General features: G+C 66.9%; 26 protein-coding genes. 16 read left to right on the top strand and 10 right to left on the bottom strand.

The annotated features are described in order from the left end of the window. Nucleotides 1-7: 7 nt before the first annotated feature. Nucleotides 8-1,171, bottom strand: a complete 1,164-nt coding sequence (locus tag W7S_RS02570) for a steroid 3-ketoacyl-CoA thiolase (protein ID WP_008263648.1) — start codon at nucleotides 1,169-1,171, stop codon at nucleotides 8-10. 159 nt (nucleotides 1,172-1,330) lie between these two features. On the opposite strand from W7S_RS02570, the gene W7S_RS02575 reads away from it, so the two are divergent. The 7 genes from W7S_RS02575 to W7S_RS02605 all read left to right on the top strand — a co-directional run bounded on the left by W7S_RS02575 (nucleotide 1,331) and on the right by W7S_RS02605 (nucleotide 8,301). Next, the gene (locus W7S_RS02575; RefSeq protein ID WP_009956913.1) at nucleotides 1,331-2,581 is read left to right on the top strand and encodes a cytochrome P450; all 1,251 of its coding nucleotides are present in this window, start codon (nucleotides 1,331-1,333) and stop codon (nucleotides 2,579-2,581) included. 19 nt (nucleotides 2,582-2,600) lie between these two features. After that, on the top strand, nucleotides 2,601-3,614 hold the full coding sequence (locus W7S_RS02580) for an acyl-CoA dehydrogenase family protein (RefSeq protein ID WP_008263657.1): 1,014 nt from the start codon (nucleotides 2,601-2,603) through the stop codon (nucleotides 3,612-3,614). Next, the gene (fadE29, locus tag W7S_RS02585; RefSeq protein ID WP_008263658.1) at nucleotides 3,605-4,768 is read left to right on the top strand and encodes an acyl-CoA dehydrogenase FadE29; all 1,164 of its coding nucleotides are present in this window, start codon (nucleotides 3,605-3,607) and stop codon (nucleotides 4,766-4,768) included. The genes W7S_RS02580 and fadE29 overlap by 10 nt, the downstream gene beginning before the upstream one ends. Next, nucleotides 4,765-5,727, top strand: coding sequence for a bifunctional MaoC family dehydratase N-terminal/OB-fold nucleic acid binding domain-containing protein (locus tag W7S_RS02590; RefSeq protein WP_008263664.1), 963 nt, complete (start codon nucleotides 4,765-4,767; stop codon nucleotides 5,725-5,727). Before fadE29 ends, W7S_RS02590 begins: the two co-directional genes overlap by 4 nt. Beyond that, on the top strand, nucleotides 5,724-6,125 hold the full coding sequence (locus W7S_RS02595) for a MaoC family dehydratase (RefSeq protein WP_008263666.1): 402 nt from the start codon (nucleotides 5,724-5,726) through the stop codon (nucleotides 6,123-6,125). The genes W7S_RS02590 and W7S_RS02595 overlap by 4 nt, the downstream gene beginning before the upstream one ends. Beyond that, on the top strand, nucleotides 6,126-7,307 hold the full coding sequence (locus W7S_RS02600) for a lipid-transfer protein (protein ID WP_014710854.1): 1,182 nt from the start codon (nucleotides 6,126-6,128) through the stop codon (nucleotides 7,305-7,307). A 118-nt stretch (nucleotides 7,308-7,425) separates the two neighbouring features. Continuing rightward, on the top strand, nucleotides 7,426-8,301 hold the full coding sequence (locus W7S_RS02605) for a hypothetical protein (RefSeq protein ID WP_014710855.1): 876 nt from the start codon (nucleotides 7,426-7,428) through the stop codon (nucleotides 8,299-8,301). A gap of 46 nt (nucleotides 8,302-8,347) precedes the next feature. On the opposite strand, the gene W7S_RS02610 is transcribed toward W7S_RS02605, so the two are convergent. Together W7S_RS02610 and kstD are read right to left on the bottom strand one after the other, a co-directional pair. Further along, a complete protein-coding gene (locus W7S_RS02610; RefSeq protein WP_014710856.1) occupies nucleotides 8,348-9,208 on the bottom strand; it encodes a MaoC/PaaZ C-terminal domain-containing protein in 861 nt (286 codons plus the stop codon). Between the two features lies 1 nt (nucleotide 9,209). Next, the gene (kstD, locus tag W7S_RS02615; RefSeq protein WP_014710857.1) at nucleotides 9,210-10,892 is read right to left on the bottom strand and encodes a 3-oxosteroid 1-dehydrogenase; all 1,683 of its coding nucleotides are present in this window, start codon (nucleotides 10,890-10,892) and stop codon (nucleotides 9,210-9,212) included. Nucleotides 10,893-10,965: 73 nt separating this feature from the next. On the opposite strand from kstD, the gene W7S_RS02620 reads away from it, so the two are divergent. The 7 genes from W7S_RS02620 to W7S_RS02650 all read left to right on the top strand — a co-directional run bounded on the left by W7S_RS02620 (nucleotide 10,966) and on the right by W7S_RS02650 (nucleotide 17,360). Beyond that, nucleotides 10,966-11,751, top strand: a complete 786-nt coding sequence (locus W7S_RS02620) for a 2-keto-4-pentenoate hydratase (protein WP_008263676.1) — start codon at nucleotides 10,966-10,968, stop codon at nucleotides 11,749-11,751. Nucleotides 11,752-11,802: 51 nt separating this feature from the next. Further along, nucleotides 11,803-12,735 (top strand): acetaldehyde dehydrogenase (acetylating), encoded by a 933-nt coding sequence (locus tag W7S_RS02625; protein ID WP_014710858.1) that lies wholly within the window; start codon nucleotides 11,803-11,805, stop codon nucleotides 12,733-12,735. Further along, complete coding sequence (dmpG, locus tag W7S_RS02630; protein ID WP_008263680.1) at nucleotides 12,732-13,790, top strand: 4-hydroxy-2-oxovalerate aldolase; 1,059 nt, start codon at nucleotides 12,732-12,734, stop codon at nucleotides 13,788-13,790. The genes W7S_RS02625 and dmpG overlap by 4 nt, the downstream gene beginning before the upstream one ends. A gap of 62 nt (nucleotides 13,791-13,852) precedes the next feature. Continuing rightward, nucleotides 13,853-14,155 carry a hypothetical protein gene (locus tag W7S_RS02635; protein WP_008263682.1) on the top strand — a complete coding sequence of 101 codons (303 nt, stop codon included), beginning with the start codon at nucleotides 13,853-13,855 and terminating at the stop codon, nucleotides 14,153-14,155. Nucleotides 14,156-14,243: 88 nt separating this feature from the next. Continuing rightward, a complete protein-coding gene (locus W7S_RS02640) occupies nucleotides 14,244-15,383 on the top strand; it encodes a hypothetical protein (protein ID WP_014710859.1) in 1,140 nt (379 codons plus the stop codon). Continuing rightward, nucleotides 15,380-16,162, top strand: coding sequence for an SDR family oxidoreductase (locus W7S_RS02645; RefSeq protein WP_014379034.1), 783 nt, complete (start codon nucleotides 15,380-15,382; stop codon nucleotides 16,160-16,162). Before W7S_RS02640 ends, W7S_RS02645 begins: the two co-directional genes overlap by 4 nt. Before the next feature lie 52 nt (nucleotides 16,163-16,214). Beyond that, entirely contained in the window at nucleotides 16,215-17,360 is a 1,146-nt protein-coding gene (locus tag W7S_RS02650; RefSeq protein ID WP_014710860.1) for a sulfotransferase, read from the top strand. Nucleotides 17,361-17,554: 194 nt separating this feature from the next. Here the strand turns inward: W7S_RS02650 and W7S_RS02655 are convergent, their stop codons facing one another. Both W7S_RS02655 and W7S_RS02660 read right to left on the bottom strand, forming a co-directional pair. Continuing rightward, nucleotides 17,555-18,007 carry a hypothetical protein gene (locus W7S_RS02655; protein ID WP_008263689.1) on the bottom strand — a complete coding sequence of 151 codons (453 nt, stop codon included), beginning with the start codon at nucleotides 18,005-18,007 and terminating at the stop codon, nucleotides 17,555-17,557. Nucleotides 18,008-18,012: 5 nt separating this feature from the next. Beyond that, a complete protein-coding gene (locus tag W7S_RS02660; protein ID WP_014710861.1) occupies nucleotides 18,013-19,170 on the bottom strand; it encodes a Rieske 2Fe-2S domain-containing protein in 1,158 nt (385 codons plus the stop codon). Nucleotides 19,171-19,284: 114 nt separating this feature from the next. Here W7S_RS02660 and W7S_RS02665 point away from each other — a divergent pair, with 114 nt between their 5' ends. Further along, the gene (locus tag W7S_RS02665) at nucleotides 19,285-19,809 is read left to right on the top strand and encodes a gamma carbonic anhydrase family protein (protein ID WP_014710862.1); all 525 of its coding nucleotides are present in this window, start codon (nucleotides 19,285-19,287) and stop codon (nucleotides 19,807-19,809) included. On the opposite strand, the gene W7S_RS02670 is transcribed toward W7S_RS02665, so the two are convergent. The 4 genes from W7S_RS02670 to W7S_RS02685 are packed head-to-tail and all read right to left on the bottom strand — an operon-like array spanning nucleotide 19,806 to nucleotide 23,493. Beyond that, the gene (locus W7S_RS02670) at nucleotides 19,806-20,213 is read right to left on the bottom strand and encodes a nuclear transport factor 2 family protein (RefSeq protein WP_014710863.1); all 408 of its coding nucleotides are present in this window, start codon (nucleotides 20,211-20,213) and stop codon (nucleotides 19,806-19,808) included. The genes W7S_RS02665 and W7S_RS02670 overlap by 4 nt on opposite strands. Nucleotides 20,214-20,221: 8 nt before the next feature. After that, nucleotides 20,222-21,421, bottom strand: coding sequence for a thiolase domain-containing protein (locus tag W7S_RS02675; RefSeq protein WP_041297700.1), 1,200 nt, complete (start codon nucleotides 21,419-21,421; stop codon nucleotides 20,222-20,224). Beyond that, nucleotides 21,421-22,485, bottom strand: coding sequence for a thiolase domain-containing protein (locus tag W7S_RS02680; protein WP_014710865.1), 1,065 nt, complete (start codon nucleotides 22,483-22,485; stop codon nucleotides 21,421-21,423). The genes W7S_RS02675 and W7S_RS02680 overlap by 1 nt, the downstream gene beginning before the upstream one ends. A 15-nt stretch (nucleotides 22,486-22,500) precedes the next feature. Continuing rightward, nucleotides 22,501-23,493 (bottom strand): Zn-ribbon domain-containing OB-fold protein, encoded by a 993-nt coding sequence (locus W7S_RS02685; protein WP_014710866.1) that lies wholly within the window; start codon nucleotides 23,491-23,493, stop codon nucleotides 22,501-22,503. Nucleotides 23,494-23,557: 64 nt separating this feature from the next. On the opposite strand from W7S_RS02685, the gene W7S_RS02690 reads away from it, so the two are divergent. Beyond that, nucleotides 23,558-24,598, top strand: a complete 1,041-nt coding sequence (locus tag W7S_RS02690; protein ID WP_014710867.1) for an LLM class F420-dependent oxidoreductase — start codon at nucleotides 23,558-23,560, stop codon at nucleotides 24,596-24,598. 149 nt (nucleotides 24,599-24,747) lie between these two features. On the opposite strand, the gene W7S_RS02695 is transcribed toward W7S_RS02690, so the two are convergent. Next, on the bottom strand, nucleotides 24,748-25,470 hold the full coding sequence (locus tag W7S_RS02695) for an acetoacetate decarboxylase family protein (protein ID WP_014710868.1): 723 nt from the start codon (nucleotides 25,468-25,470) through the stop codon (nucleotides 24,748-24,750). Nucleotides 25,471-25,484 lie beyond the last annotated feature (14 nt).

The following is a 25,484-nucleotide window of genomic DNA, read 5'->3' on the forward strand; positions in this document are numbered from 1 at the left end:
GGGGGAACTAGATGCGCTCGATGATGGTGCCGGTGGACAGGGCGCCGCCCGCGCACATCGTGATCAATGCGGTGGTCTGGTCGGTGCGCTCCAGCTCGTGCAGCGCGGTGGTGATCAGCCGGCTGCCGGTCGACCCGACCGGGTGGCCGAGCGCGATGGCGCCCCCGTTGACGTTGACCCTGGCCATGTCCGGCTCGTGCACCCGCGCCCAGGACAACACCACCGAGGCGAACGCCTCGTTGATCTCGACGAGGTCGATGTCCCCCATCTTCATGCCGGCCTTCTCCAGCACCTTGGCCGTCGACTGCACCGGTCCGTCGAGGTGGTAGTAGGGCTCGGCGCCGACCAGCGCCTGGCTGACGATGCGGGCGCGCGGCCGCAGGCCCAGAGCCTTGGCCTTGTCCTCGTCCATCCACAGCACGGCCGCCGCGCCGTCGGAGATCTGCGACGACGTTCCCGCCGTGTGGATTCCGCCCTCGAGGACGGGCTTCAGCGCGCTCAGACCCGACAGGGTCGTCTCGCGCAAGCCCTGGTCGCGGGAGATGGTGACGCGCTCCGACGTCGGCTGCTTGTTCTCGTCGAGCGCCGGGGCCTCGATCGGGGAGATCTCACGGTCGAAGCGGCCCTCGTCCCAGGCCTGCTTGGCCCTGGCCTGCGAGTTGAAGCCGAACTCGTCGATCTCCTCGCGGGTGATGCCACGCCGCTTGGCGATCCGCTCGGCGGCGGTGAACTGGTCGGGCAGGTCGATGTCCCACGACGCGGGCCGCAGGATGCTGCGGTCGGGGCCCGCGTTGGCGCCGAGGCCGACGCGGCTCATGGCCTCGATGCCGCACGCGATACCGATGTCGATGGCGCCGGCGGCGATCAGCCCGGCGACCAGGCCGTTGGCCTGCTGGCCGCTGCCGCACTGGCAGTCCACGGTCATGGCGCCGACGTGTTCGGGCAGCCCGGCCACCAGCCAGCTGACCCGGCTGATGTTGTTGGACTGTTCGCCGTACTGCGTGACGCAGCCGCCGATGACCTGTTCGACGTCGCCGGCGTCGATGCCTGCCTTCTCCACCAGCGCCTTCTGCACCGCACCCAATAGCTCGGTGGCGTGCAGCCCTGACAACCATCCGTTGCGCTTGCCGATCGGGCTGCGGGTGGCTTCGACGATTACCGGGTTACCCATGACGCCAGGCTAGAACACGTTTCATTACTATGACAAGCGAGGATGCGTCGCCGCCTTTTGTCTGCGGTGGAGGCATGTTTTACTGGCACCAGAGCATCACTAGGACAGCTAGTGTCCTGGGATCGCGAGTCATCGAGGACTGTAGTTAGGAGAAGTAGCGTGCCCAGTCCGAATCTTCCGCCCGGGTTTGATTTTCTCGATCCGGACGTCAGTGTCAAAGGCCTCCCGGTCGCGGAGTTGGCCGAAGTGCGCAAGTCCGAGCCGATCTTCTGGGTAGACGTCCCGGGCGGCACGGGCGGTTTTGGCGACAAAGGCTATTGGGCCATCACCAAGCACAAGGACGTCAAAGAGATCTCTGTGCGCAGTGACATCTTCTCGTCTCAGCAGGACTGCGCCATCCCGGTGTGGCCGCAGGAGATGACGCGCGAGCAGATCGACCTGCAGCGCAACGTCATGCTCAACATGGACGCCCCGCACCACACCCGGCTGCGCAAGATCATCTCGCGCGGCTTCACCCCGCGGGCCATCGGACGGCTGCGCGACGAGTTGGACGCCCGCGCGCAAAACATCGCGAAGACGGCCGCCTCGTCGGGCTCCGGCGACTTCGTCGAGCAGGTCTCCTGTGAGCTGCCGCTGCAGGCCATCGCGGGTCTGCTGGGCGTTCCGCAGGAGGATCGGGACAAGATCTTCCGCTGGTCCAACGAGATGACCGGCAACGAAGACCCCGAGTACGCGCACATCGATCCCGCGATGTCCTCGGCCGAGCTGATCATGTACGCGATGAAGATGGCCGAGGAGCGCGCCAAGAACCCCGGCGACGACATCGTCACCCAGCTGATCCAGGCCGACATCGACGGCGAGAAGCTCTCCGACGACGAATTCGGGTTCTTCGTGGTCATGCTGGCCGTCGCGGGCAACGAAACCACCCGGAACTCGATCACGCACGGCATGATCGCGTTCGCGGACAACCCCGACCAGTGGGAGCTGTTCAAGAAGGAGCGCCCGGACACCGCGCCCGACGAAATCGTCCGGTGGGCAACGCCGGTCACCGCGTTCCAGCGGACCGCGCTGGAGGACTACGAGCTGTCCGGTGTGCAGATCAAGAAGGGCCAGCGGGTCGTGATGTTCTACCGCTCGGCCAACTTCGACGAAGAGGTCTTCGAGGATCCGCACAGCTTCAACATCATGCGAAACCCCAACCCGCACGTGGGCTTTGGCGGCACCGGTGCCCACTACTGCATCGGCGCCAACCTGGCCCGGATGACGATCAGCCTGATCTTCAACGCCGTGGCCGACCACATGCCGGACCTCAAGCCGATCTCCGCGCCCGAGCGGCTGCGGTCGGGGTGGCTCAACGGCATCAAGCACTGGCAGGTCGACTACACCGGCAAGTGCCCGGTGGCGCACTGATATGGCGGCCGAAGCCACGATGGATTTCGATCTCACCGCGACACAGCAGGCGGTCGCCGACGTCGTGACGTCGGTGTTCGAGCGCGAATTGAGTTGGGAGGCTTTGGTCAACGGCGGCGTGACGGCGCTGCCGGTGCCCGAGCGCCTCGGCGGTGACGGGGTGGGATTGCCCGAGGTCGCGACCGTGCTGACGGAGATCGGTCGCCACGGCGCGATCACGCCGGCCCTGGCCACCCTGGGTTTCGGTGTGGTCCCCCTGCTTGACCTGGCGTCCGAGGACCAGCAGGACCGGTTTTTGGCGGGCGTCGGCAAGGGCGGCGTGCTGACCGCGGCGCTCAACGAGCCCGGCGCCGCGTTGCCGGACCGGCCGTCGACCACGTTCGCGGGCGGCCGGCTGTCGGGCACCAAGGTCGGCGTCGGCTATGCCGGACAAGCGGATTGGATGATCGTCACCGCCGACAGCGCGGTGGTCGTGGTGTCGCCGAAGGCCGGCGGCGTCGAGGTGGTCCAGACGCCGACCTCCAATGACTCCGACGAGTACACGGTCACGTTCACCGACGTCGCCGTCGAGGACGCCGACGTCTTGGCCGGCGCCACCGCGCAGCGCGTCAACCAGCTGGTGCTGGCTTCCATCGGCGCCTACGCCGACGGGCTGGTGGCCGGGGCGCTGCGGCTGACCGCCGACTACGTGGCCAACCGCAAGCAATTCGGCAAGCCGCTGTCGACCTTCCAGACCGTGGCCGCACAGCTCGCCGAGGTCTACATCGCCTCGCGCACCATCGATTTGGTGGCGAAATCGGTCGTGTGGCGGCTGTCGGAGGGGCGGGATGCCGACGACGACCTCGACGTCCTGGGGTATTGGGTCACCTCGCAGGCGCCGCCGGTGATGCAGCTCTGCCATCACCTGCACGGCGGCATGGGCATGGACATCACCTATCCGATGCACCGGTACTACTCCACGATCAAGGACCTGACCCGGTTGCTGGGCGGTCCTTCTCATCGTCTCGATCTGGTGGGAGCGCAATGTTCATAGACCTGACCCCGGAGCAGCGCCAGCTGCAGGCGGAATTGCGGGAATACTTCTCGAACCTGATCTCGTCCGACGAGATGAAGGCGATGGAGCAGGACCGTCACAACGAGGCCTACCGCGCGGTGATCCGCCGGATGGGCCAGGACGGCAAGCTCGGCGTCGGGTGGCCAAAGGAATTCGGCGGCTTGGGTTTCGGCCCGATCGAGCAGTCGATCTTCGTCAACGAGGCGCATCGCGCCGACGTGCCGCTGCCCGCGGTCACGCTGCAGACGGTCGGTCCGACCCTGCAGCAGTTCGGCAGCGAGATGCAGAAGAAGAAGTTCCTGCCGGCGATCCTCGCCGGCGAGGTGCACTTCGCGATCGGCTACACCGAGCCCGAGGCCGGTACGGACCTGGCCTCGCTGCGGACCACCGCCGTGCGTCACGGCGACGAGTACATCGTCAACGGGCAGAAGGTCTTCACCACCGGAGCCCACGACGCCGACTACATCTGGCTGGCCTGCCGCACGGACCCCGAAGCCGTGAAACACAAGGGCATTTCGATCCTGATCGTCGACACCAAGGATCCCGGTTACTCCTGGACGCCGATCATCCTGTCCGACGGCGCCCACCACACCAACGCCACGTATTACAACGATGTGCGGGTGCCCGCCGACATGCTGGTCGGCGAGGAGAACGGCGGGTGGCGGCTGATCACCACCCAGCTCAACAACGAACGTGTCATGCTCGGCCCGGCCGGGCGTACCGCGGGCATCTACGACCGGGTGCACGCCTGGGCGTCCAAGCCGGGAAGTGACGGGGTCACCCCGATCGACCACGCCGACGTCAGGCGCGCGCTCGGCGAGATTCACGCGATGTGGCGCATCAACGAGCTGCTCAACTGGCAGGTGGCCGCCGCCGGGGAGGACATCAACGTCGCCGATGCGGCGTCGACCAAAGTCTTTGGTACCGAGAAGATTCAGTACATCGGTCGGCTCGCCGAGGAGATCGTCGGCAAGTACGGTAACCCCGCCGATTCGGACACCGCTGACCTGCTCAACTGGCTGGACTCCCAGACCAAGCGCAACCTGGTGATCACGTTCGGGGGCGGTGTGAACGAGGTGATGCGCGAGATGATCGCCGCGGCCGGACTCAAAGTGCCGAGGGTGCCTCGATGACCGATATCAAGGAAGCGGTTGCGGAGATCACCGCCACCGTCGTCGCTGCCCCGCGCGAGGCCCGGGATCCGGTGAACCAGCCGACGATCAACAACTGGGTCGAGGCGCTGGGTGACCGCAACCCGATCTACGTCGACGAGGCCGCGGCCAAGGCGGCCGGTCATCCCGGAATTGTCGCCCCGCCGGCCATGATTCAGGTCTGGACGATGTTCGGCCTGGGCGGGGAACGCCCGACCGACGACCCCATGGGCCCGATCATGCAGCTGTTCGACGAGGCCGGCTACATCGGCGTGGTCGCCACCAACTGCGAGCAGACCTACCACCGGTATCTGCGTCCCGGCGAGCAGGTCACCGTCGTGTCCGAGATGCGCGACGTGGTCGGTCCCAAGCAGACCGGGCTCGGCGAGGGCTGGTTCATCAACCAGCACATCACGTGGCGGGTCGGCGACGAGGATGTCGCCGAGATGGCCTGGCGGATCCTGAAATTCAGGCCCCGCGAGGATTCCGGCGCGACCGCATCGGTCCCTCAGGACCTGGACGCCGACGCCATGATGCGTCCGGCGGTCTCACGCGACACCGCCTTCTTCTGGGAGGGTGTGGCGGCGCACGAGCTGCGTATCCAGCGCCTCCCCGACGGCGCCCTGCAGCACCCGCCGGTGCCCGCGGTGTGGCAGGACAAGGCCGAGCCGATCGATTTCGCGGTCGCCAGCGGCCGGGGCACGGTGTTCAGCTACGTGGTGCACCACGCACCGAAGGTACCCGGGCGCACGCTGCCGTTCGTGATCGCACTGGTCGAACTGGAAGAGGGCGTCCGGATGCTCGGCGAGCTGCGCAACGTCGACCACGCCGAGGTCAAGATCGGAATGCCGGTCCGGGCAACCTATATCGACTTCCCGGCCGGTGAATCCGGGCCCGAGTGGAGCCTCTACGCCTGGGAGCCCATGGGAGACGAAGCATGAGCGCACCCGTTGTCGAAGTGGGCACCACGTTGCCCGAACTCAAGCTGCATGGCACGCCGACGTTCATCATCTCGACGGCCCTGGCCACCAGGGACTTTCAGGACGTGCACCACGACCGGGACCTGGCGCAGGCCAAGGGTTCCAAGGACATCTTCGTCAACATCCTCACCGACACCGGGCTGGTGCAGCGCTACGTCACCGACTGGGCGGGCCCGACGGCGCTGATCAAGTCGATCGGCCTGCGCCTGGGTGTGCCGTGGTACGCCTACGACACCGTGACGTTCTCCGGTGAGGTGACGGCCGTCGACGACGGCCTGATCACGCTGAAAGTGTTTGGCCGCAACAGCCTTGGCGATCACGTCATCGCGAACGTGACGCTGACGATCGGGGGCGCATAGATGTCAGCGGGCTTATTGAACGGCCGAGCCGCGATCGTCGGGATCGGCGCTACCGACTTCTCCAAGGACTCCGGCCGCAGCGAGCTGCGGTTGGCCGCCGAGGCGGTCCTGGATGCCCTGGACGACGCCGGGCTGAGCCCGTCCGATGTCGACGGGTTGACCACCTTCACGATGGACACCAACAACGAGACCGCTGTGGCACGCGCGGTCGGCATCGGTGACCTGACGTTCTTCTCGCAGATCGGTTATGGCGGCGGCGCCGCCTGCGCGACCGTTCAGCAGGCGGCGCTCGCCGTGGCCACCGGCGTGGCCGACGTCGTCGTCGCGTACCGGGCGTTCAACGAGCGATCCGGCATGCGGTTCGGTCAGGTGCAGACCCGGTTGGTGGGAAACGCCGGCGTGCAGGCTGATTCGACGGCGGCGGACAACTCGTTCTCCTACCCGCACGGGCTGTCCACGCCCGCCGCACAGGTCGCGATGATCGCCCAGCGCTACATGCACCTGTCCGGGGCGACCAGCCGGGACTTCGGCGCGATCTCGGTGGCCGACCGCAAGCATGCGGCCAAGAACCCGAAGGCCTACTTCTACGAGAAGCCGATAACGATTGAAGACCACCAGAATTCGCGGTGGATCGCCGAGCCGCTGCGGCTGCTGGACTGCTGCCAGGAGACCGACGGGGCGGTGGCGATCGTGGTGACGTCGCCCGAGCGGGCGAAGGACCTCAAGCAGCGGCCGGCGATCATCGAGGCGGCGGCGCAGGGCTCCAGCCCCGACCAATACACGATGGTCAGCTACTACCGGCCCGAGCTCGGTCTGCCCGAGATGGGGGTCGTCGGGCAGCAGTTGTGGGCGCAGTCGGGGCTCAAACCGAGCGACATCCAGACCGCCGTGCTGTATGACCACTTCACTCCGTTCACGCTGATTCAGTTGGAGGAGTTGGGATTCTGCGGTCGCGGTGAGGCCAAGGACTTCATCGCCGACGGGGCGATCGAGATCGGCGGCCGGCTGCCCATCAACACCCATGGTGGCCAACTCGGCGAGGCCTACATCCACGGCATGAACGGCATCGCCGAGGGTGTGCGGCAACTGCGGGGCACCTCGGTGAACCCGGTGCCCGATGTCGAGCACGTGCTCGTCACTGCGGGTACGGGCGTGCCCACCTCGGGCCTAATCCTCGGCTAAGGCGCGCTTCGCCCCCGCCGAGCGCCCGGCTGGCCGGGCGTTCGACGCCCAACGCCCGTCTGGCCGGGCTTTGGACAGCTGAAGTGACGCGGCTGGTTTAGCATGCGACGCTGCGGCGATGGGCGAGCCATTTGTCGGAAGTGAAGCCGTTGCGGGTGGACTGCTGACCAAAAGTCAACTGGAAGCCCGCTACGTCAGGCTGTTTCGAGACGTCTACATTGATCGCGACGCCGAGCTCACCGCGGCAGTGCGCGCCAAGGCCGGCTGGCTGTGGACAGGCCGACGGGGGATTGTGGCGGGCTTCTCGGCGGCCGCGCTGTACGGGAGCAAATGGATCGACGACCGAAGAGCTGTGGAGGTGATCCACGACAATCACCATGTCGCGGCGGGGATACAGCTGCACAGAGACACCGTCGAAGCGGACGAAATCGAGACGATCGACGGCGTAGCGCTTACATCACCGACGCGGACAGCGCTCGACCTCGGCTGCTGGTACCCGACGATGACCGCCGTGGCAGGTATCGATGCGCTTGCACGAGCGACGGAGATCAAAGCCGCTGATATCGAGCTGCTCGCCCGAAGGTACACCGGACGCCGAGGCATTGCGCGAGCGCGGCGGGCGGCGGAGCTATTCGATGCCGGCGCCCAGTCGCCCAAAGAGTCATGGCTGCGCGTTGTCTTGATCCAAGCCGGCTTGCCGAAGCCGCAGACACAGATCCCGGTGCTCGACGAATTCGCCAGCCCGATGGCCTATCTGGACATGGGCTGGGAGGACATCATGGTCGCCGTCGAGTACGACGGCGACCATCACCGCAGCGATCATTCACAATTCGGCTGGGATATTCGGCGCTTGGAGCGGCTGCAACGCAAAGGCTGGATCGTAGTCCGGGTGGTCGCTGGTGATCGGCCCGCCGACATTGTCCGCAGGGTTCTCGCCGCGCGTGCCGGCCGAACTCCCGTCCACGCGGGCGCTCGCAATCGAGCGCCCAGCTAGCCGGGCGCTCGCCGCAAAGCAAAAGAGAAAGGCGCGCCCCAAGCCGTTAGGCCGGGACGAGTTCGACCCCGGAGAGCACGACGGCGTTGTCGCGCGAGGGCGCGACAACGCTGGCCAAAAAGCGGCCGCCCTCCTTCCAGATGCCGACCTTGAGCGTTTCGCCGGGGAATGCCACCCCGGCGAAACGCGCACCGTAGGCGGCCACCGCGGCGGTGTCACCGTCGAGCAGCGCGTCGGTGATAGCCTTGCAGGTCATGCCGTACGTGCACAGCCCGTGCAGGATGGGCTGCGAAAAGCCTGCGGCAGCGGCGAATTCGGGATCGGAGTGCAGCGGGTTGCGGTCGCCACACAACCGGTAGAGCAGCGCCTGCTGAGGCAGGATCGGCACATCGACCTCCAGGTCGGGGGCCCGCTCGGGCGCGGCGTCGCCGCCCGACGGGCCGCGCTCACCGCCGAAGCCGCCTTCGCCACGGGCGAAGATCGACCGTCGCTGCGTCCACAACAGCGTGCCGTCCGGCGCGGTCACCGTCGTCTCGCTCCAGATCACCGCGGCCTTGCCCTTGTCCCAGATGTCGGTGAACCGGGTGACGGCCTTGGCCGAGCCCGACGGCGGCAGCGGCCCGGGCACCTCGACCCGCTCGCTGGCGTGCAGCACCTTGCTCAGCTCGATGTCGATGCCCGGGAACTGCACGGTCGGCGGTTTCGTGGCGTGGAAGGTGGCGGCCACGTTGCCGAACGTGGGCAGCACCTGCGGGGTGTCGTCGACCAGGTAGCGCAGCTCGCGCGGATCCATCGGGTCCGCGCCCGCGCCCAGGCCGAGGTGATAGAGCTGCACATCGCTGCTGGCCCAAGAGAATTCGATGGGGTCCAGCTCGGCGTTCAGCGCGACGTCTACGTCGATGGGCATGTCAGTTCTCTCCCGCTATGTGCAATGCCGCCAGGTAGCCGAACGTCATGGCCGGGCCGATCGTGCCACCCGGACCGGGGTACGTGTGGCCCATCACCGGCGCGCTGACATTGCCGGCGGCGTAAAGGCCTTCGATGATACTGCCGTCGTCGCGCAGCGCCCGCCCGTGGACATCGGTCCGGATGCCGCCCTTGGTGCCCAGGTCGCCGGGCACCATCTTGGCGGCGTAGTACGGCGCGTGGCTGATCTCGCCGAGGTTGGGGTTCGGCTTGTTGGTCGGGTCGCCGTAGTACCTGTCGTAGGCGCTCTCGCCGCGGTGGAAGTCCGCGTCGACGCCGGAGCGCGCGAAACCGTTGAAACGTTCCACGGTGGCGGTGAATTCGTTCACCGGAAGGCCGGCCTTCTGGGCCAGCTCCGCGAGCGTGTCGGCCGTGATGATGACGCCCGACTCCAGCCACTTGCGCGGAATGCGTTGTCCGGGCTGCAATCCCGCAAAGATGTAGCGGTCGCGGTACTGCTGGTCGAAGACCAGCCACGCCGGGATGTTCTCGCCCGGCCCGGGTCCCTGGCCATATTCGCCGCCGTACATGTGGTGGCAGGCCTCGACGTAGGGCATCGACTCGTTCATGAATCGCTTGCCGGACATGTTGACGATGATCGATCCCGGGGAGTTGCGCTCCGATAGCGCGAACCACGGCGCGCCGACCAGCGGGACGGTCGGGCCCCACCAGGCATCTTCCATCAATTCCAGTCCGGCGCCCAACTTTTCGGCGGCGACGATGCCGTCGCCGGTGTTCGCCACCGCGCCCACCGTCCATTCGGTGGTGATGGGGGCGCGCTGGTATTTCACCCGCATTTGTTCGTTGTGCTCGAACCCTCCCGACGCCAGGATCACCCCGCGTCGGGCCCGGATCAGCCTGGGCTCACCCGATTCGGCATCAGCGGCGCCGCGCACATAGACCCCGCGCACGACGCCGTCTTCGACGTACAGGTCGGTCAGCGCGGTGTTGAGCACCACCGGAACGCCGGCGCGCTGCAAGCCGATCCGCAGCGGTCCGATCAGTGCGCGCCCCATGCCGACGAGGTTCTTGCCGGTCGCCTTGGCCCACATCGTGCGCGCGCCGACCTTCAGGCTGCGCAGCACGCCGCGCGGGTGACGCTTCAGTTGGTTCAACCGCACGTAATCCTGTTGCATCACCACAACGTTGAGCGGCACTTTGCCGTACGCGGGCTCCAGGCCGGACTCGTCGGCGCCGAGCTTGCGGGCATCGAACGGCTTCGGCTCGATCGACCGGCCTTCCGCGCGCCCGCCGGGCGACTCGGGGTAGTAGTCGGAATACCGCGGCACCCAGCACATCTTCAGCGGTGTGTGCTTGAGCACGAACGACAACATCTCGGGCCCGCGCTCGAGGTAGGTGTCGATGCGTTCGGGCTCGACGACGCTGCCGACGATCCCGTGCAGATAGGTGCGGGCCGCCTCGGCGGTGTCCTTGACCCCGTCACGCTTGAGCACTTCGTTATTTGGGATCCAAACGCCGCCGCCCGACCGCGCGGTCGAGCCGCCGAAGTGCGGGGCCTTTTCGATGACTATGGTGGAAAGACCCCGGTGAGCGGCGGTAAGGGCGGCCACCATGCCGGCCCCGCCGCTCCCGACCACGACGACGTCGTACTCCTGCGCTGACATGTAGAACACGTTATAGAATTGCCCGGGGCGGCCGCTACTGGCCCGGGTCGACCGTACGAGGAGACGTAGAGAAATGCTCAGTGTTGCTACCCGCGACGAGCTGGCTGCGGACTTGGCGCAGGCCGAGCGGAGCGGTGAGCCGATCGCCCCGCTGACCGCGGCCTACCCGGACATCGACGTCGTCGACGCCTACGAGATCCAGCTGATCAATATCCGGCAGCGGGTCGCCGAGGGGGCGCGGGTGCTGGGCCACAAGGTGGGGCTGTCGTCGAAAGCCATCCAGCAGATGATGGGCGTCGACGAGCCGGACTACGGGCATTTGCTCGACGAGATGCAGTTGTTCGAAGACACGCCCGTCAAGGCGAACCGCTACCTGTATCCGCGGGTGGAGGTCGAGGTCGGCTTCATATTGAACGCCGACCTGCCGGGAGCCGGTTGCACCGAGGACGACGTGCTGGCGGCGACCGAGGCCTTGGTCCCGTCCATCGAGTTGATCGACACCCGGATCACCGACTGGAAGATCGAGCTGTGCGACACCATCGCCGACAACGCGTCGTCGGCCGGTTTCGTGCTCGGCGAGGCCCGGGTTTCCCCCCGCGACATCGACGTCAAGGGGATCGACGCGGTGCTGCGCTGCAACGGCGAGGTCGTCGCGGAGGGCCGCACCGACGCGGTGCTGGGCAACCCCGTCACCGCGGTGGCATGGCTGGCCCGCAAGGTCGACGGGTTCGGTGTGCGGTTGCGCAAGGGCGACGTGGTGCTGCCCGGATCGTGCACGCGAGCCATCGACGCACACCCGGGCGACGAGTTCGTCGCCGACTTCGCGGGCCTCGGTTCGGTGCGTTTATCGTTCGAATAGGCTCGAATTAAAACGACTAACTTAAATCTCAGCAGTTCGAAAAGGGGCATCATGCCGTCTAAGGCGAGTGTGGCCATCGTCGGGTCGGGCAACATCAGCACTGACCTGCTTTACAAGTTGTTGCGATCGGACTGGCTGGAGCCGCGCTGGATGGTCGGCATCGACCCCGAAAGCGAGGGCCTGGCGCGGGCCCGCAAGCTGGGTTTGGAGACCACCCACGAGGGCGTGGACTGGTTGCTGGCGCAGTCGGACAAGCCCGATCTGGTGTTCGAGGCGACCAGCGCCTATGTGCATCGCGACGCCGCGCCCAAGTACGAGGCCGCCGGCATCCGGGCCGTCGACCTGACGCCCGCCGCGGTGGGTCCCGCGGTGATCCCGCCGGCCAACCTGCGCCAGCACCTGGATGCGCCCAACGTCAACATGATCACCTGCGGCGGGCAGGCCACCATCCCGATCGTGTATGCGGTGTCGCGCGCCGTCGCCGACCTCGGTGGGGTGCCGTACGCCGAGATCGTCGCCTCGGTCGCCTCGCTGTCGGCGGGGCCGGGAACCCGGGCCAACATCGACGAGTTCACCAAGACCACCAGCAAGGGCGTGGAGACCATCGGTGGCGCCAAGCGGGGCAAGGCGATCATCATCTTGAACCCCGCCGATCCGCCGATGATCATGCGCGACACCATCTTTTGCGCCATTCCCGAGGACGCCGACCGCGACGCGATCGCCAAGTCCATCCACGACGTGGTGGCCGAGGTGCAGACCTACGTTCCCGGCTACCGGCTGCTCAACGACCCGCAGTTCGACGACCCGTCGATCAACTCCGGCGGCCAGGCGCTGGTCACCACGTTCGTCGAAGTCGAGGGGGCCGGCGATTACCTGCCCCCCTATGCGGGCAACCTGGACATCATGACCGCCGCGGCTACCAAGGTCGGCGAGGAGATCGCCAAGGAATCCTTGACCGCGACGGCCGGAGGAGCGCAATCATGACTACCGACATCTTCTTCAACCCGGTCTGGGACGTGCGGATGACGGACACGTCGCTGCGCGACGGCTCGCACCACAAGCGCCACCAGTTCACCAAGGACGAGGTCGGCGCGATCGTGGCCGCCCTGGACGCTGCGGGTGTGCCCGTCATCGAGGTCACCCACGGCGACGGACTGGGTGGCTCGAGCTTCAACTACGGGTTCTCCAAGACCCCCGAGCAGGAGCTGATCAAGCTCGCCGCCGAGACCGCCAAAGAGGCCAAAATCGCCTTCTTGATGCTGCCCGGCGTGGGCACCAAGGAAGACATCAAAGAGGCCCAGAACAACGGCGGTTCGATCTGCCGGATCGCCACGCACTGCACCGAGGCCGACGTCTCGATCCAGCACTTCGGCCTGGCCCGCGAGCTCGGCCTGGAAACCGTCGGCTTCTTGATGATGAGCCACACCATTTCGCCGGAGAAGCTGGCCGCCCAGGCCCGCATCATGGCCGACGCGGGCTGCCAGTGCGTCTACGTGGTCGACTCGGCCGGGGCGCTGGTCCTCGAGGGCGTGCGGGACCGGGTCGCGGCGCTGGTCGCCGAACTCGGTGACGACGCCCAGGTCGGCTTCCACGGGCACGAAAACCTCGGACTCGGGGTGGCCAATAGCGTCGAGGCCGTGCGCGCCGGCGCCAAGCAGATCGACGGCTCGTGCCGCCGCTTCGGGGCCGGGGCGGGCAACGCCCCCGTCGAGGCCCTGATCGGGGTGTTCGACAAGATCGGCGTCAAGACCGGCATCGACTTCTTCGACATCGCCGACGCCGCCGAGGAGGTCGTCGCCCCAGCCATGCCCGCCGAGTGCCTGCTCGACCGCAACGCCCTGATCATGGGCTACTCCGGGGTGTACTCCAGCTTCCTCAAGCACGCCATCCGCCAGGGTGAGCGCTACGGCGTCCCGCCGCATGAGCTGTTGCACCGGGCCGGCCAGCGCAAGCTCATCGGCGGCCAGGAGGACCAACTGATCGACATCGCGCTGGAGATCAAGCGCGAGCGAGAAAGCGGCGCCGCCGCCGCGCGCTGACCTGCCGCTTCACCCAGAGCGCGCACAGGCTACGCAAAGGTAGCGCGCGTAGCCTGGTGGGCATGAGCACATCCAAGACAGTCGGTACTCGTGGCCGCGGACTCTTCGGCCTGCTCGCCGGGGGGTTACTGACCGCGACCGCCGCGACGATGATCGCGCTGCCAGTGGCCAGCGCGGATCCCGGGTGCAATCAGGACGTGGGCAGTTCCATCGACTCGTACCTGCAGCGGCACCCCGACCTCCATCAGCAGCTGATCGACAAGTCAAAGGGCGAGGGTGGCAACGGCAGCGTGATCGACTACCTGAACCGGCATCCCGACGTACGTCAGCACCTGATTCAGCTGTCCCACGCGTGCCCGCCCTAGCGAACCCGCATCGTCGTGCAACCCCGCAGCCGACGCGCGGGAATGTTCGCCATTGACGAAAAAGTAGAACACGTTCTAGCGTCTAGGCGTGTCCGTAACTTCCTTTTCCGGCCCGCTCACCCACGCGATCGCTGAGGCCGAGGAGCTGGTGGCCGCCGCGCCGCACATCGAGTCCGAAGCCGACCTGCTCGAAGGGCTCCAATATCTGGCCGGCTGTATCGCGGCCTGCACGCATCTGGCCTTCGACTACGACCGCGACCACCCCTTTCTGCAGTCGGGGACCGGGCCGTTCACCAAGATGGGCCTGGACAACCCCGACACGCTGTACTTCGGCACCCGGGTGCATGCCAACCACGATTACGTCGTCACCGGCAGGCGTGGCACCACCACCGACCTGAGCTTCCAGCTGCTCGGCGGCGAGTACACCGACGACAACGTGCCCGTCAGCCAGGCCGCGTTCGACGACCGGGAGCTGCAGATCGCCCCCGACGGCAGCTTCGAATGGCGGTTTCGGCCGACCGACCCCGGACAGCTGGTCATCCGCGAGGTGTACGGCGACTGGGCCGCGCAGCGCGGCACGCTGGCCATCTCCCGGCTGGACACCGCGGGCACCGCGCCGCCGCCGCTGAGTCGCGAAGCCATCGAAAAGCGTTTTGCCACAGCGGGAAAGCAGCTGGTTAACCGGGTGAAGACGTGGCTGCAGTTCCCGCAGTGGTTCTACTTCAACATCCCGGTCAACACGATGGTCGCGCCACGGTTGACGCCCGGCGGCCTGGCGACCCAGTATTCGTCGGTGGGGCACTACGAGCTGCGGCCCGACCAGGCGCTGGTGATCACCATCCCGGCCACCGACGCTCCCTACCTCGGCTTCCAACTGGGCAGCCTGTGGTACATCTCGCTGGACTACATCAACCACCAGACCTCGCTGAACAACACTCAGGCGCAAGCGGATCCGGACGGCAAGGTGCGCATCGTCGTCGCCGACCAGAACCCCGGCGTGACCAACTGGGTGGAGACCCTCGGACATCGGAAGGGCATCCTGCAGTTCCGGTGGCAGCGGGTGTCGCGACAACTCACCGACGCCGACGGCCCCACCGTCGAGCTGGTCGACATCGACGCCGTGCCGGCGGCGCTGCCGTATTTCGAGCACAACAAGATTTCCGAGGACGAATGGCGTGCGCGGATTGCGCTGCGCCACCAGCAGATTCAGGCAAGGATGTTGGGATGACGAAGTTGCTCGACGGCAAGGTGGTGGTGATCAGCGGCGTCGGCCCGGGTCTGGGCACGACGCTGGCGCACCGATGCACACGGGAAGGCGCCGACCTGGTGCTGGCCGCCCGCACGCCGGAACGCCTGGACGACGTCGCCAAACAGATCGCCGACCTCGGAGGCCGGGCGACCACGGTGCGCACCGACATCACCGAGGACGATCAGGTGAGCAACCTGGTCGATGCCACCTTGGAGGCCTACGGCAAGGTCGACGTGTTGATCAACAACGCGTTCCGCGTACCGTCGCTGAAGCCGTTCTCGGGCACCAGCTTTCAGCACATCCGCGACGCGATCGAACTCAGTGCGCTGGGCGCCCTGCGGCTCATCCAGGGATTCACGCCGGCGCTGGCCGAGTCGAAGGGCTCGATCGTCAACGTCAACTCCATGGTGCTGCGGCACTCGCAGGCGAAGTACGGCGCCTATAAGATGGCCAAGTCCGCGCTGCTGTCCATGTCTCATTCGCTGGCCACCGAGCTGGGCGAGCAGGGAATCCGGGTCAATTCCGTTGCACCCGGCTATATCTGGGGCGAGACGCTGCAGGGCTACTTCAACCACCAGGCCGGCAAGTACGGCACCACGGCCGAGCAGATCTACCAGGCCACCGCGGCGGGCTCCGACCTCAAGCGGCTGCCGACCGAGGACGAGGTGGCCTCGGCGATCTTGTTCATGGCGAGCGACCTGTCCAGTGGCATCACCGGGCAGACCCTCGACGTCAATTGCGGGGAGTACCACACCTGATGTCCGGCGCTGACGATGCAGAGCGATGCGATGGGGAGGAAGCGGCGCAACGATGACTGAGCGTACCGACGTCGGCACCGTTGAAGACCTGAAGGCGTCGGCCAGCAAGATGATCGGGCTGGACGATTTCGGCAGCAACGACGACAACTACCTCGAAGCGCTGGAAGTGCTGCTCGACTCCTACCGCCGCGACGCCGACTTGACGCCGTTGGGCAGCAAGATGAATCGGTTCTTTTTGCGCGGTGCGCTGGTGGCCAGGCTGCTGTCCGAAGCGGCCTGGAAGCAATACCCGCAGCACGCGGACGTCGTCATCGAGCGGCCGATCTTCGTCACGGGACTGGTGCGCACCGGCACCACCGCCTTGCATCGGCTGCTGGGCGCCGATCCCGCGCACCAGGGCCTGCATCTGTGGTTGGCCGAATTCCCGCAGCCGCGCCCGCCTCGTGAAACCTGGGATTCCAACCCGTTTTACAGCCAACTGAACGCGCAGTTCGAGAAGCATCATGCCGAAAACCCGGACTACACGGGTCTGCATTTCATGGCGGCGTACGAGCTGGAGGAGTGCTGGCAGCTGCTGCGGCAGTCGCTGCATTCGGCGTCCTACGAGACGCTGGCGCACCTGCCCACCTACTCGCAGTGGCTCTCGCGGCAGGACTGGACGCCGTCGTATCAGCGGCACCGCCGCAACCTTCAGCTGATCGGACTCAACGACGCCGACAAGCGGTGGGTGCTGAAGAATCCCAGCCACCTGTTCGCGCTGGACGCGCTGATGGCGACCTATCCCGACGCGTTGGTGATCCAGACCCATCGTCCGGTCGAGACGATCATGGCCTCGATGTGCTCGCTGGCGCAGCACACCGCCGAGGGATGGTCGACGTCGTTCACCGGCGCCCAGATCGGCGCTGACGCAATGGAAACGTGGTCGCGGGGCCTGGAGCGGTTCAACACCGCGCGGGCCAAATACAGCCCGTCGCAGTTCTACGACGTGGACTACAAGGAGCTGATCGCCGACCCGATGGGCACGGTGGCCGACATCTACCGGCACTTCGGCATGACGTTGACCGAAGAGGCCAAGGCGGCCATGGAAAAGACCCACGCCGACAGCCAGTCCGGCGCGCGGGCGCCCAAGCACTCGTACTCGCTGGCCGACTACGGCCTGAGCGTCGAGACGGTCAAGGAGCGGTTCGCGGGGCTGTAGAAATCACAGGCGCCACAGGAGTTTCCGGTCCGATGGACGCGCCTTTTGCCCACCTCCGAGCGACAAAGCCGCGAATCCATCCGCGCCAATCCATCCGCGCCCCCTGCCGGTTGTCGCTCGGAGGTGGGCATAACGCCCATGGCTTCCGGGTGCCGGCTCGGTTCCGACGGGCTATGACGAACCGCGACCGTCGCTCAGTGCTCGTCTGGCTCGTCTTCGAGGTAGCCCTCGGCGACCGCATGCTCGATGCTGTCGCTCAGTTTGGGGCAGGACCGGGTGCGCGCGGTGTCACCGCCGGACTCGCGCACCTCGGTGAAGTGCGCGCAACGCTGCCAGGCCTCGGTATTCCATTGCACCGCAGTGTGTCCCGGCCCGAGCCTGCGCACCGTGACGCGGACGTGGCAGAAACGGCAGTCCACCGGCAACAGACCCGAGTTGAGATAGCGCTCGCGGTCAGCGCGGCTGGCTGCGGCCACGGCGGCCGCGCGCTGGGGATCGTTGGCGAAATCCCTTGACTTCGACCACGATCGGGACCCCCCGCCGTTGCCGGCGGGCTTCTCCTCGTGGTCGTGATGATCGCCGTGCAGCTGCAACATCGACCGCGCGAGCCGATCGACGTCAGGTACCTGCGGCTGATCGTCGGCCATGATGCCTAGTGCTGCTCGGCCGGAACGTCCTCGGATTCCTTGGCCTTGAGGTTCTCGGAGACCTCGGAATTCCAGTACTCGTTGGCGCGGGTGGTGTCGACCTCGATCTCGAAGCGTTCCACCATTTCCGGCTCGATGTCGGCGACGTCGACATAGAACTGCTGATACCAGCGGCGTAGCTGGTAGACGGCTCCGTCCTCTTCGACGAGCAGCGGATTGTCGATGCGAGTCTTGTGCTTCCAGATCTCGACGTCCTGCAAAAAGCCCTTGCTGACGCCCTCGGTGAACACCTTCGACAACTTCTCGGTCATCTTTTCGTCCATGCCCTTGGGCTTTTCGACGATGACACCCCACTGCAGCACGAACGAGTTCTGGGTCACCGGGTAGTGGCAGTTGATCAGGATCGACTCGGCCTTGTAGCCGCCGTAGCTGTTGTGCAACCAGTTGATCATGAACGACGGCCCGAAGTAGGACGCCTCGGAATCCAGGTGCGCCTCACCGTACGACGTACCGAGATCGTTCACGTCGGGCCGGCCCACGTTGTGCAGGTACTGCGACGCGATATGACCCTCGAAGACGTTCTTGAAGTACGTCGGCAACCCGAAATGGATGTAGAAGAAATGCGCCATGTCGGTGACGTTGTCGATGATGTCGCGGCAGTTGGACCCCTCGATGAGGATGCTGTTCCACCGCCACTCGGTCCATTCGTCACTGTGGGCCTCCGGGATGTCCGGAATCTGCACGGCGGGGTCCGGCGGGTTGTTCTCGTGGTCGTGCCAGACGAACAGCAGGCCGCCCCGCACATCGGTCGACCACGCCCGGGTCCGCGCCGTCTTAGGCGTGCGCTTGGCGTAGGGCACCAGCTTGCAGCGGCCGTCGCCGCCCCAGCGCCAGTCGTGGAACGGGCAGGCGACCTCGTCGCCCTTGATGGTGCCCTCCGACAGATCCCCGCCCATGTGCCGGCAATAGCCGTCGAGGACCTTGATGTCCCCGTGGGAGTCGGCGAAGACCACCAGCTTGGTGCCGAAAGCCTCGATCGAATGCGGCTTACCGTCCTGGAAGTCCTTCGCGACGCCCAGGCAGTGCCAGCCGCGGGCGTACCTGGTCGGCAAGTCGCCGGGATCGATTTCCCGGATGCCGACCGCCTTGGTGTCGGTACTCACCTGTCACCTCCAACTCATAGCCCTCTAACTAGAACACGTTACAGTTTTGCGGTGGGGGCGCGCAACGAAGGCGAGCCTGGCTGGGATATATGCGTGCTGGGGTATATGTAGACGATGCCGCTGTTTGCATTCGAGGGCCGCGCGCCACGGGTCGATCCCACCGCTTTCGTGGCCCCGACGGCCACCCTGATCGGTGACGTCGTCGTGGAGGCCGGGGCCTCCATCTGGTTCAACGCCGTCCTGCGTGGCGACTACGGGCCCATCGTGGTCCGGGAGGGCGCCAATGTGCAGGACGGATCGGTGTTGCACGCCCCTCCCGGTATCCCGGTGGACATCGGTCCCGGCGCGACGGTGGCGCATCTGTGCGTCATCCACGGGGTGCACGTGGGGCCCGAAGCGCTGATCGCCAACCACGCCACCGTGTTGGACGGCGCGGTCGTCGGCGCGCGCAGCCTGGTCGCCGCGCACTCACTGGTCACCGCCGGCACGCAGATCCCGGCCGGCATGCTGGCGGTCGGCGCCCCGGCACAGATCAGGGGGCCGGTCGCCGGAACGGGCGCCGAGATGTGGGTGAAGGTGAATCCGCAGGCCTACCGCGACCTCGCCCAGCGGCATCTGGCCGGGCTGGAACCGATCTAGACCTTGCGCGTGTTGGCCGCCGCTCGGTCCATCTCCCAATAGGCGCGCAGGGCCACCAGCTTGCCCTCGGCGTCGGCCTTGTAGGTGAACACGCCCTCGGCGGTCGTCTGGTAGTCACCCGTCGTGATGAGGATGTGCCCGACGTTGGCTTCCTCGTTGCCGCACTGATAGGTGTCGCGGAAAACGAACTCGATCTTCGTGGTCGGGGCGATCGCCTTGTCCCAGAACGCCGAAATCGCATCGCGGCCACGGTGGCCCTTGCCCTCGGGGTCGAACGCGGAGGGGCCGATCGGGTCCTCGACGATCGCGTCGTCGGCGAACACCGCCAGCCAGGCGTCCTTGTCCCGGGCCGCCACCGCCTCGCGGGAGCGGCGGCCGGCCTCGTGCGCGGGATGCTCGGTCATCGGCGCGCTTACGCGTCGACTTTTTGGGCGGCGGGTTTGTCGGCGCCGACCACCCACATGGAGTAGTACTGCGAGCCGCCGCCGTAAGCGTGTCCCAACGCCTTTCGCGCGTTGGGCACTTGGTGGTCGCCGCCCTTGCCCATGACCTGAATCGCCGCTTCGGCGAAGCGGATCAGGCCCGAGGCGCCGATCGGGTTCGACGACAGCACGCCGCCCGACGGGTTCACCGGCAGCCGGCCGCCGATCTTGGTCTCGCCCGCCTCGGTGAGCTTCCAGCCTTCACCCTCGGGCGCAAACCCGAGGTTTTCCAGCCACATCGGCTCGAACCAGGAGAACGGGACGTAGATCTCCGCGGCGTCGATCTCGTCGATGGGGCTCGTGATGCCGGCGGCCTTCCACAGCGCGGCGGCCGCGTCGCGGCCGGCCTGCGGGCTGACCTGGTCGCGCCCGGAGAACTGCAGCGGTTCGGTGCGCAGCGCGGTGGCATGGATCCATGCCACCGGATTGCCTTGCGCCAGGCGCGCTTCGGCGGCCTCCTCGTTGCCGATCACCACCGCGGCCGCGCCGTCGGAGGACGGGCAGGTCTCGTCGTAGCGGATCGGGTCCCACAGCATGGGGGATGACATCACCTTCTCCACGGTGATGTCGGGCTGGTGCAGGTGCGCCAGCGGGTTCTTGGCGCCGTTGAGCCGGTCCTTGACCGCGACGATGGCGCCGATGTTCGTCGGCGCCCCGGACCGGCGGATGTAGGAGCGCACGTGCGGGGCGAAGTAGCCGCCCGCGCCGGCGCCCACCGGCTTGATGAAGGGAATCGGAATCGACAACGCCCACATCGCGTTTGATTCCGACTGCTTCTCCCAGGCCATCGCCAGCACGCGCCGGTACTTGCCGGACTGCACCAGACTGGCGGCCACCACGCCGGTGGAGCCTCCGACCGAGCCCGCGGTGTGCACCCGGATCAGCGGCTTGCCGGTGGCGCCCATGGCGTCGGCCATGAACAGCTCGGGCATCATGACGCCCTCGAAGAAGTCCGGGGCCTTGCCGACCACGACGGCGTCGATGTCGTCGAACGTGCAACCCGAGTCGGCCAGCGCCCGGTCGATCGCCTCGCGCACCAGGCCGTTCATCGAAACGTCCTGGCGCTTGGCGACGTACTTCGTCTGTCCGGTACCTAGTACCGCAGCGATGTTTGGCCCTGCACCGGCCATCAGTTCTTTCCTTCCATGACCGCGACCAGGTTCTGTTGTAGCGCAGGCCCGCTGGTGGCGTGCGCCAGTACCCGCTCGGCCGAACCATTCCAGATGTGTTGTGCTGCAAAGCCGATGCGCTCGAGGCCGGCGACGAACATGGGGTTGGCCGCCAGTGCGCCACCGGACGGGTTGACCTTGGTCGGTCCCGGTATCCGGATGGCTTCCTCGAGGATCAGGTGCTGGTGGGTGAAGGGCGCGCAGATCTCGGCCACGTCCAGGTTGTCGGTCCGGCCGCCGGTGGCCACGTGGGCCGCGGCCTTGGTCGACGGGGACTCGGTGAGGTCGCGCGCGCCCAGCGACGGGGTTTCGATGCGGTGCTCGATTCCCGTGATCCAGGCGGGGTTTTCGCGCAGCTCGCGCGCCCGGTCGCCGGCCGCGAGCACGATCGCCGCGGCACCGTCGGTGATGGGCGCGATGTCGTGGCGCCGCAGCGGGTCGGCGTAGAACGGCCGTTCGAGCAGTTCGGCCACACTGATCGACCCCTCGACCTTGTCCACCCGGCGCGCGTTCGCAAAGGAGTCGAAGGCCACGCGCGCCATCTGCTCCTCGGTCCACTTGCCGGTGTCGAGACCGATGCGGGCCTGCAGCCCGGCCATCGAGATCGAATCGGCCCACAAGGGTGCGACGGTATAGGGGTCGGTCTGCCGCGTCAGGATCTGGCGCAGGATCCCGGCCGAGGACTTGCCGAAGCCGTACACCAGTGCGGTGTCGACCTCACCGGTCAACAGCTTGATGTAGGCCTCGTAGAGGGCCCAGGCAGCGTCCATCTCGACGTGCGATTCGTTGATCGGCGGAACGGCGCCGATGGAGTCGATCGCCGAGATGAACGAAAAGGCCCGTCCGGCAAGGTAATCGGACGATCCGGAACACCAGAAGCCGATGTCGGTCCGCTCGATGCCGAGCTCCTCGTAGAGCTGGGCGAAGCACGGTATCAACATCTCGACGCCGTTGGTGGTGCCGTCGGTGCGGCGGACGTGTGGTGCGTGGGCGAAGCCGACGACCGCAACGTTGCGAGCGCTCATAGGTAGGTAAGCCCTTTACAGGTGGTGCTTGTAGGTGTCGTAGTCGGCGTCGGGTTCGCCGGTCGGCCGGAAGTACTCGATGTTGTCGATGCCAAAACCCCACTCGTCGCGGGGTTTCCACACCGCTTCGACGCGCATGCCCATCCGGACCTCGTGCGCGTCGATATCGGCGACGAGATGCAGGAACGGGATGTCGGCGCCATCGAGCAGCACATAGGCAGCCACGTAGGGCGGCTTGATGCGCTGGCCCTGGAACGGGATGTTGATGATCGCGAACGTCGTCACGGTGCCCTTGTCCGGCAGCTCGACGAAGTCGGTGGTCGGCTGGCCGGTGGCCGGGTCCGCGCCGTGCGGCGGGAAGTAGACCTTGCCGTTCTCGCCCGTCTTCGCGCCCAGCAGCTTGCCCTGAGCGATGGCCCGCAGGTAGGCGCTCTCCTCGTGCGAGGCGCTGTGCTGGATGGTCAGCGAGACCGGCGTGACGATCATGGTCACCGGGTCTTTGTCGCCGTCGGACTCCGCGACCTCCTCGGCGTCCTCCCCGAGCGCGAAATACGCGATGTCGGTGATGGCGCCCACCGGCTCGTCGACCCAGTGCACACGCACCCGGGTGCCGGACTTGATGGCGGAGGGATCGCCCGCGTCCACGGCATGGATCAGCGGGGTGTCGGCGCCGTCGAGCTTGATCAGCGCCCAGGCGAACGGCCGGTCGAGCGGCTGGCCCTCCATCGGTTCGGGCTGCCAGGCCCACGACACGACGGTGCCGACGCTGGATACCGGTACCATCTCGCCCAGCGGCTCGTAGGTGACCGGGTCATATTCCGGTGGCGGCACATGCACCCGGCCATCCGATCCGCGCACCCCCAGGACGTGGCGGTCACGCAGCGCGGTGAAGAACTTGCTCAGCGTGGGGCCGACCGAACGGGTGTAGTCGAAGGCCAACGTCAGTGGCGCGGAGAGCGGTGGCTCAGGGTGATCCATCAGGGGCGGGCTACTCGAGCTGGCTGTCACGCCATCGAGTAGAACAGGTTCTAAGAACGGATTCAACATCGGGTCTACCGGAAGGGCGAGAACGATGAAGCTGGGACTGCAGCTGGGATATTGGGGCGCTCAGCCGCCGCAGAACCACGGTGAGCTCGTCGCCGCGGCCGAGGAGGCCGGATACGACGCCGTCTTCACCGCCGAGGCGTGGGGCTCCGACGCCTACACGCCGCTGGCCTGGTTGGGTTCGTCGACGTCCCGCGTGCGGCTGGGCACCTCGGTGGTTCAGCTGTCCGCCCGCACCCCGACCGCCTGCGCGATGGCGGCGCTGACGCTCGACCACCTGTCCGGCGGCCGGCACGTGCTCGGCCTCGGCGTCTCCGGCCCGCAGGTGGTCGAGGGCTGGTATGGCCAGTCGTTCCCCAAGCCGCTGGCGCGCACCCGGGAATACATCGACATCATCCGGCAGGTGTGGGCGCGCGAGGCGCCGGTGACCAGCGACGGTCCGCACTACCCCCTGCCTTTGACGGAGGGAGTCCGGGGGCCGGCAACGGGTCTGGGCAAGCCGCTCAAGCCGATCACCCATCCGCTGCGGGCCGACATCCCGATCATGCTGGGCGCCGAGGGGCCGAAGAACGTCGCGCTGGCCGCCGAGATCTGCGACGGCTGGCTGCCGATCTTCTACACGCCGCGCATGGCCGACACCTACAACGAGTGGCTGGACGAGGGGTTCGCCCGGCCGGGCGCGCGCCGCAGCCGCGAGGACTTCGAGATCTGCGCGACGGCCAACATCGTCATCACCGAGGACCGGCCCGCCGCGTTCGCCGCGATGAAGCCCTACATCGCGCTCTACATGGGCGGGATGGGCGCCGAGGACACCAACTTCCACGCCGACGTCTACCGCCGAATGGGTTACTCCGAGGTGGTCGACGACGTGACGAAGCTGTTCCGCAGTGGACAAAAGGACAAGGCCGCGGAAATCATCCCGGACGAGGTGATCGACGACGCCGCGATCGTCGGCGACGTGGACTACGTGCGTAAGCAGATCAAGGCCTGGGAGGCCGCCGGCGTGACCATGATGGTGGTGTCCGGGCGCAGTACAGAGCAGGTCCGCGAGCTGGCGAGCCTGATCTGACCCCGGCCCACCGCGGACTAGAACACGTTCTACTTTTCTTGCCAGCGGCCGAGAACGCGTTCTAGATTGTCCGGATGACAGGCCCGACGACGATGCAGAGCGCGCAGCGCGATGAGGAGGAACCGGGCAATGGAGGCCGGCCCGGCCGGTCAGCCGAGCGGGTGGGCGTCGCCGAATGTCATCTCGACGTGGCCGACGGATCCAGAGATCATCGCCTTCTTCGGCAGGCCCAGCGACGCCAGCTCCTTGGCGTAGGCGTGATCGCCCAGTCGCAGCGTCGCGCCGCCGAGCTGACCGCGCAGCCCGCGCACCCGCATCTCCCACGGCACCTCCCGGGTGACGCCGTCGGCGTAGGTGTAGGTCTTGAGGACCTGCGGACGCGAGGTGAACAGCGACGGCACCGGCAATCCGCGGCCGAAGTCGATGCCCGCGATGTGCGCGCCGTCGGCGCTGACGTCGAATCCGAACCGGCCCTGCTCGCGAACGGTGAAGTCGGCCATGATCTTCGGGAACCCCCAGATGGAGCGTCCCGCTTCCAGGGTGAAGCTCTGGTCGACCGGCAGGTGGTGGATGAATGCGGCCGCGTCGCCCAGCGCCCGCCAGCCCCGCGCCGTCGAGCCGGGGGGATTGACCATTACGCAGGTGCCGAATTCGTGGTAGGACCCCAGGTCGCCGTCGATGTAGCGGGCCAGCATCAGGTTGACTACCGCCCGGCCCGGGCGGTGCTGGCAGACCCGCAGGCCGCTGTAGTCGATAAGGCGTTGCGCCGCTTGAGCATCCACCGAAAACATCGCGGTGTGCACGTCCGCTTTTCGTATCCGCACCGGCATGGTGAGGACCGTCCCCGCAACGATGTGTTGTGACTCAGCCATGCCGGTTACTGTAA

The organism is Mycobacterium sp. MOTT36Y (assembly GCF_000262165.1).
GTDB lineage: Bacteria > Actinomycetota > Actinomycetes > Mycobacteriales > Mycobacteriaceae > Mycobacterium > Mycobacterium intracellulare.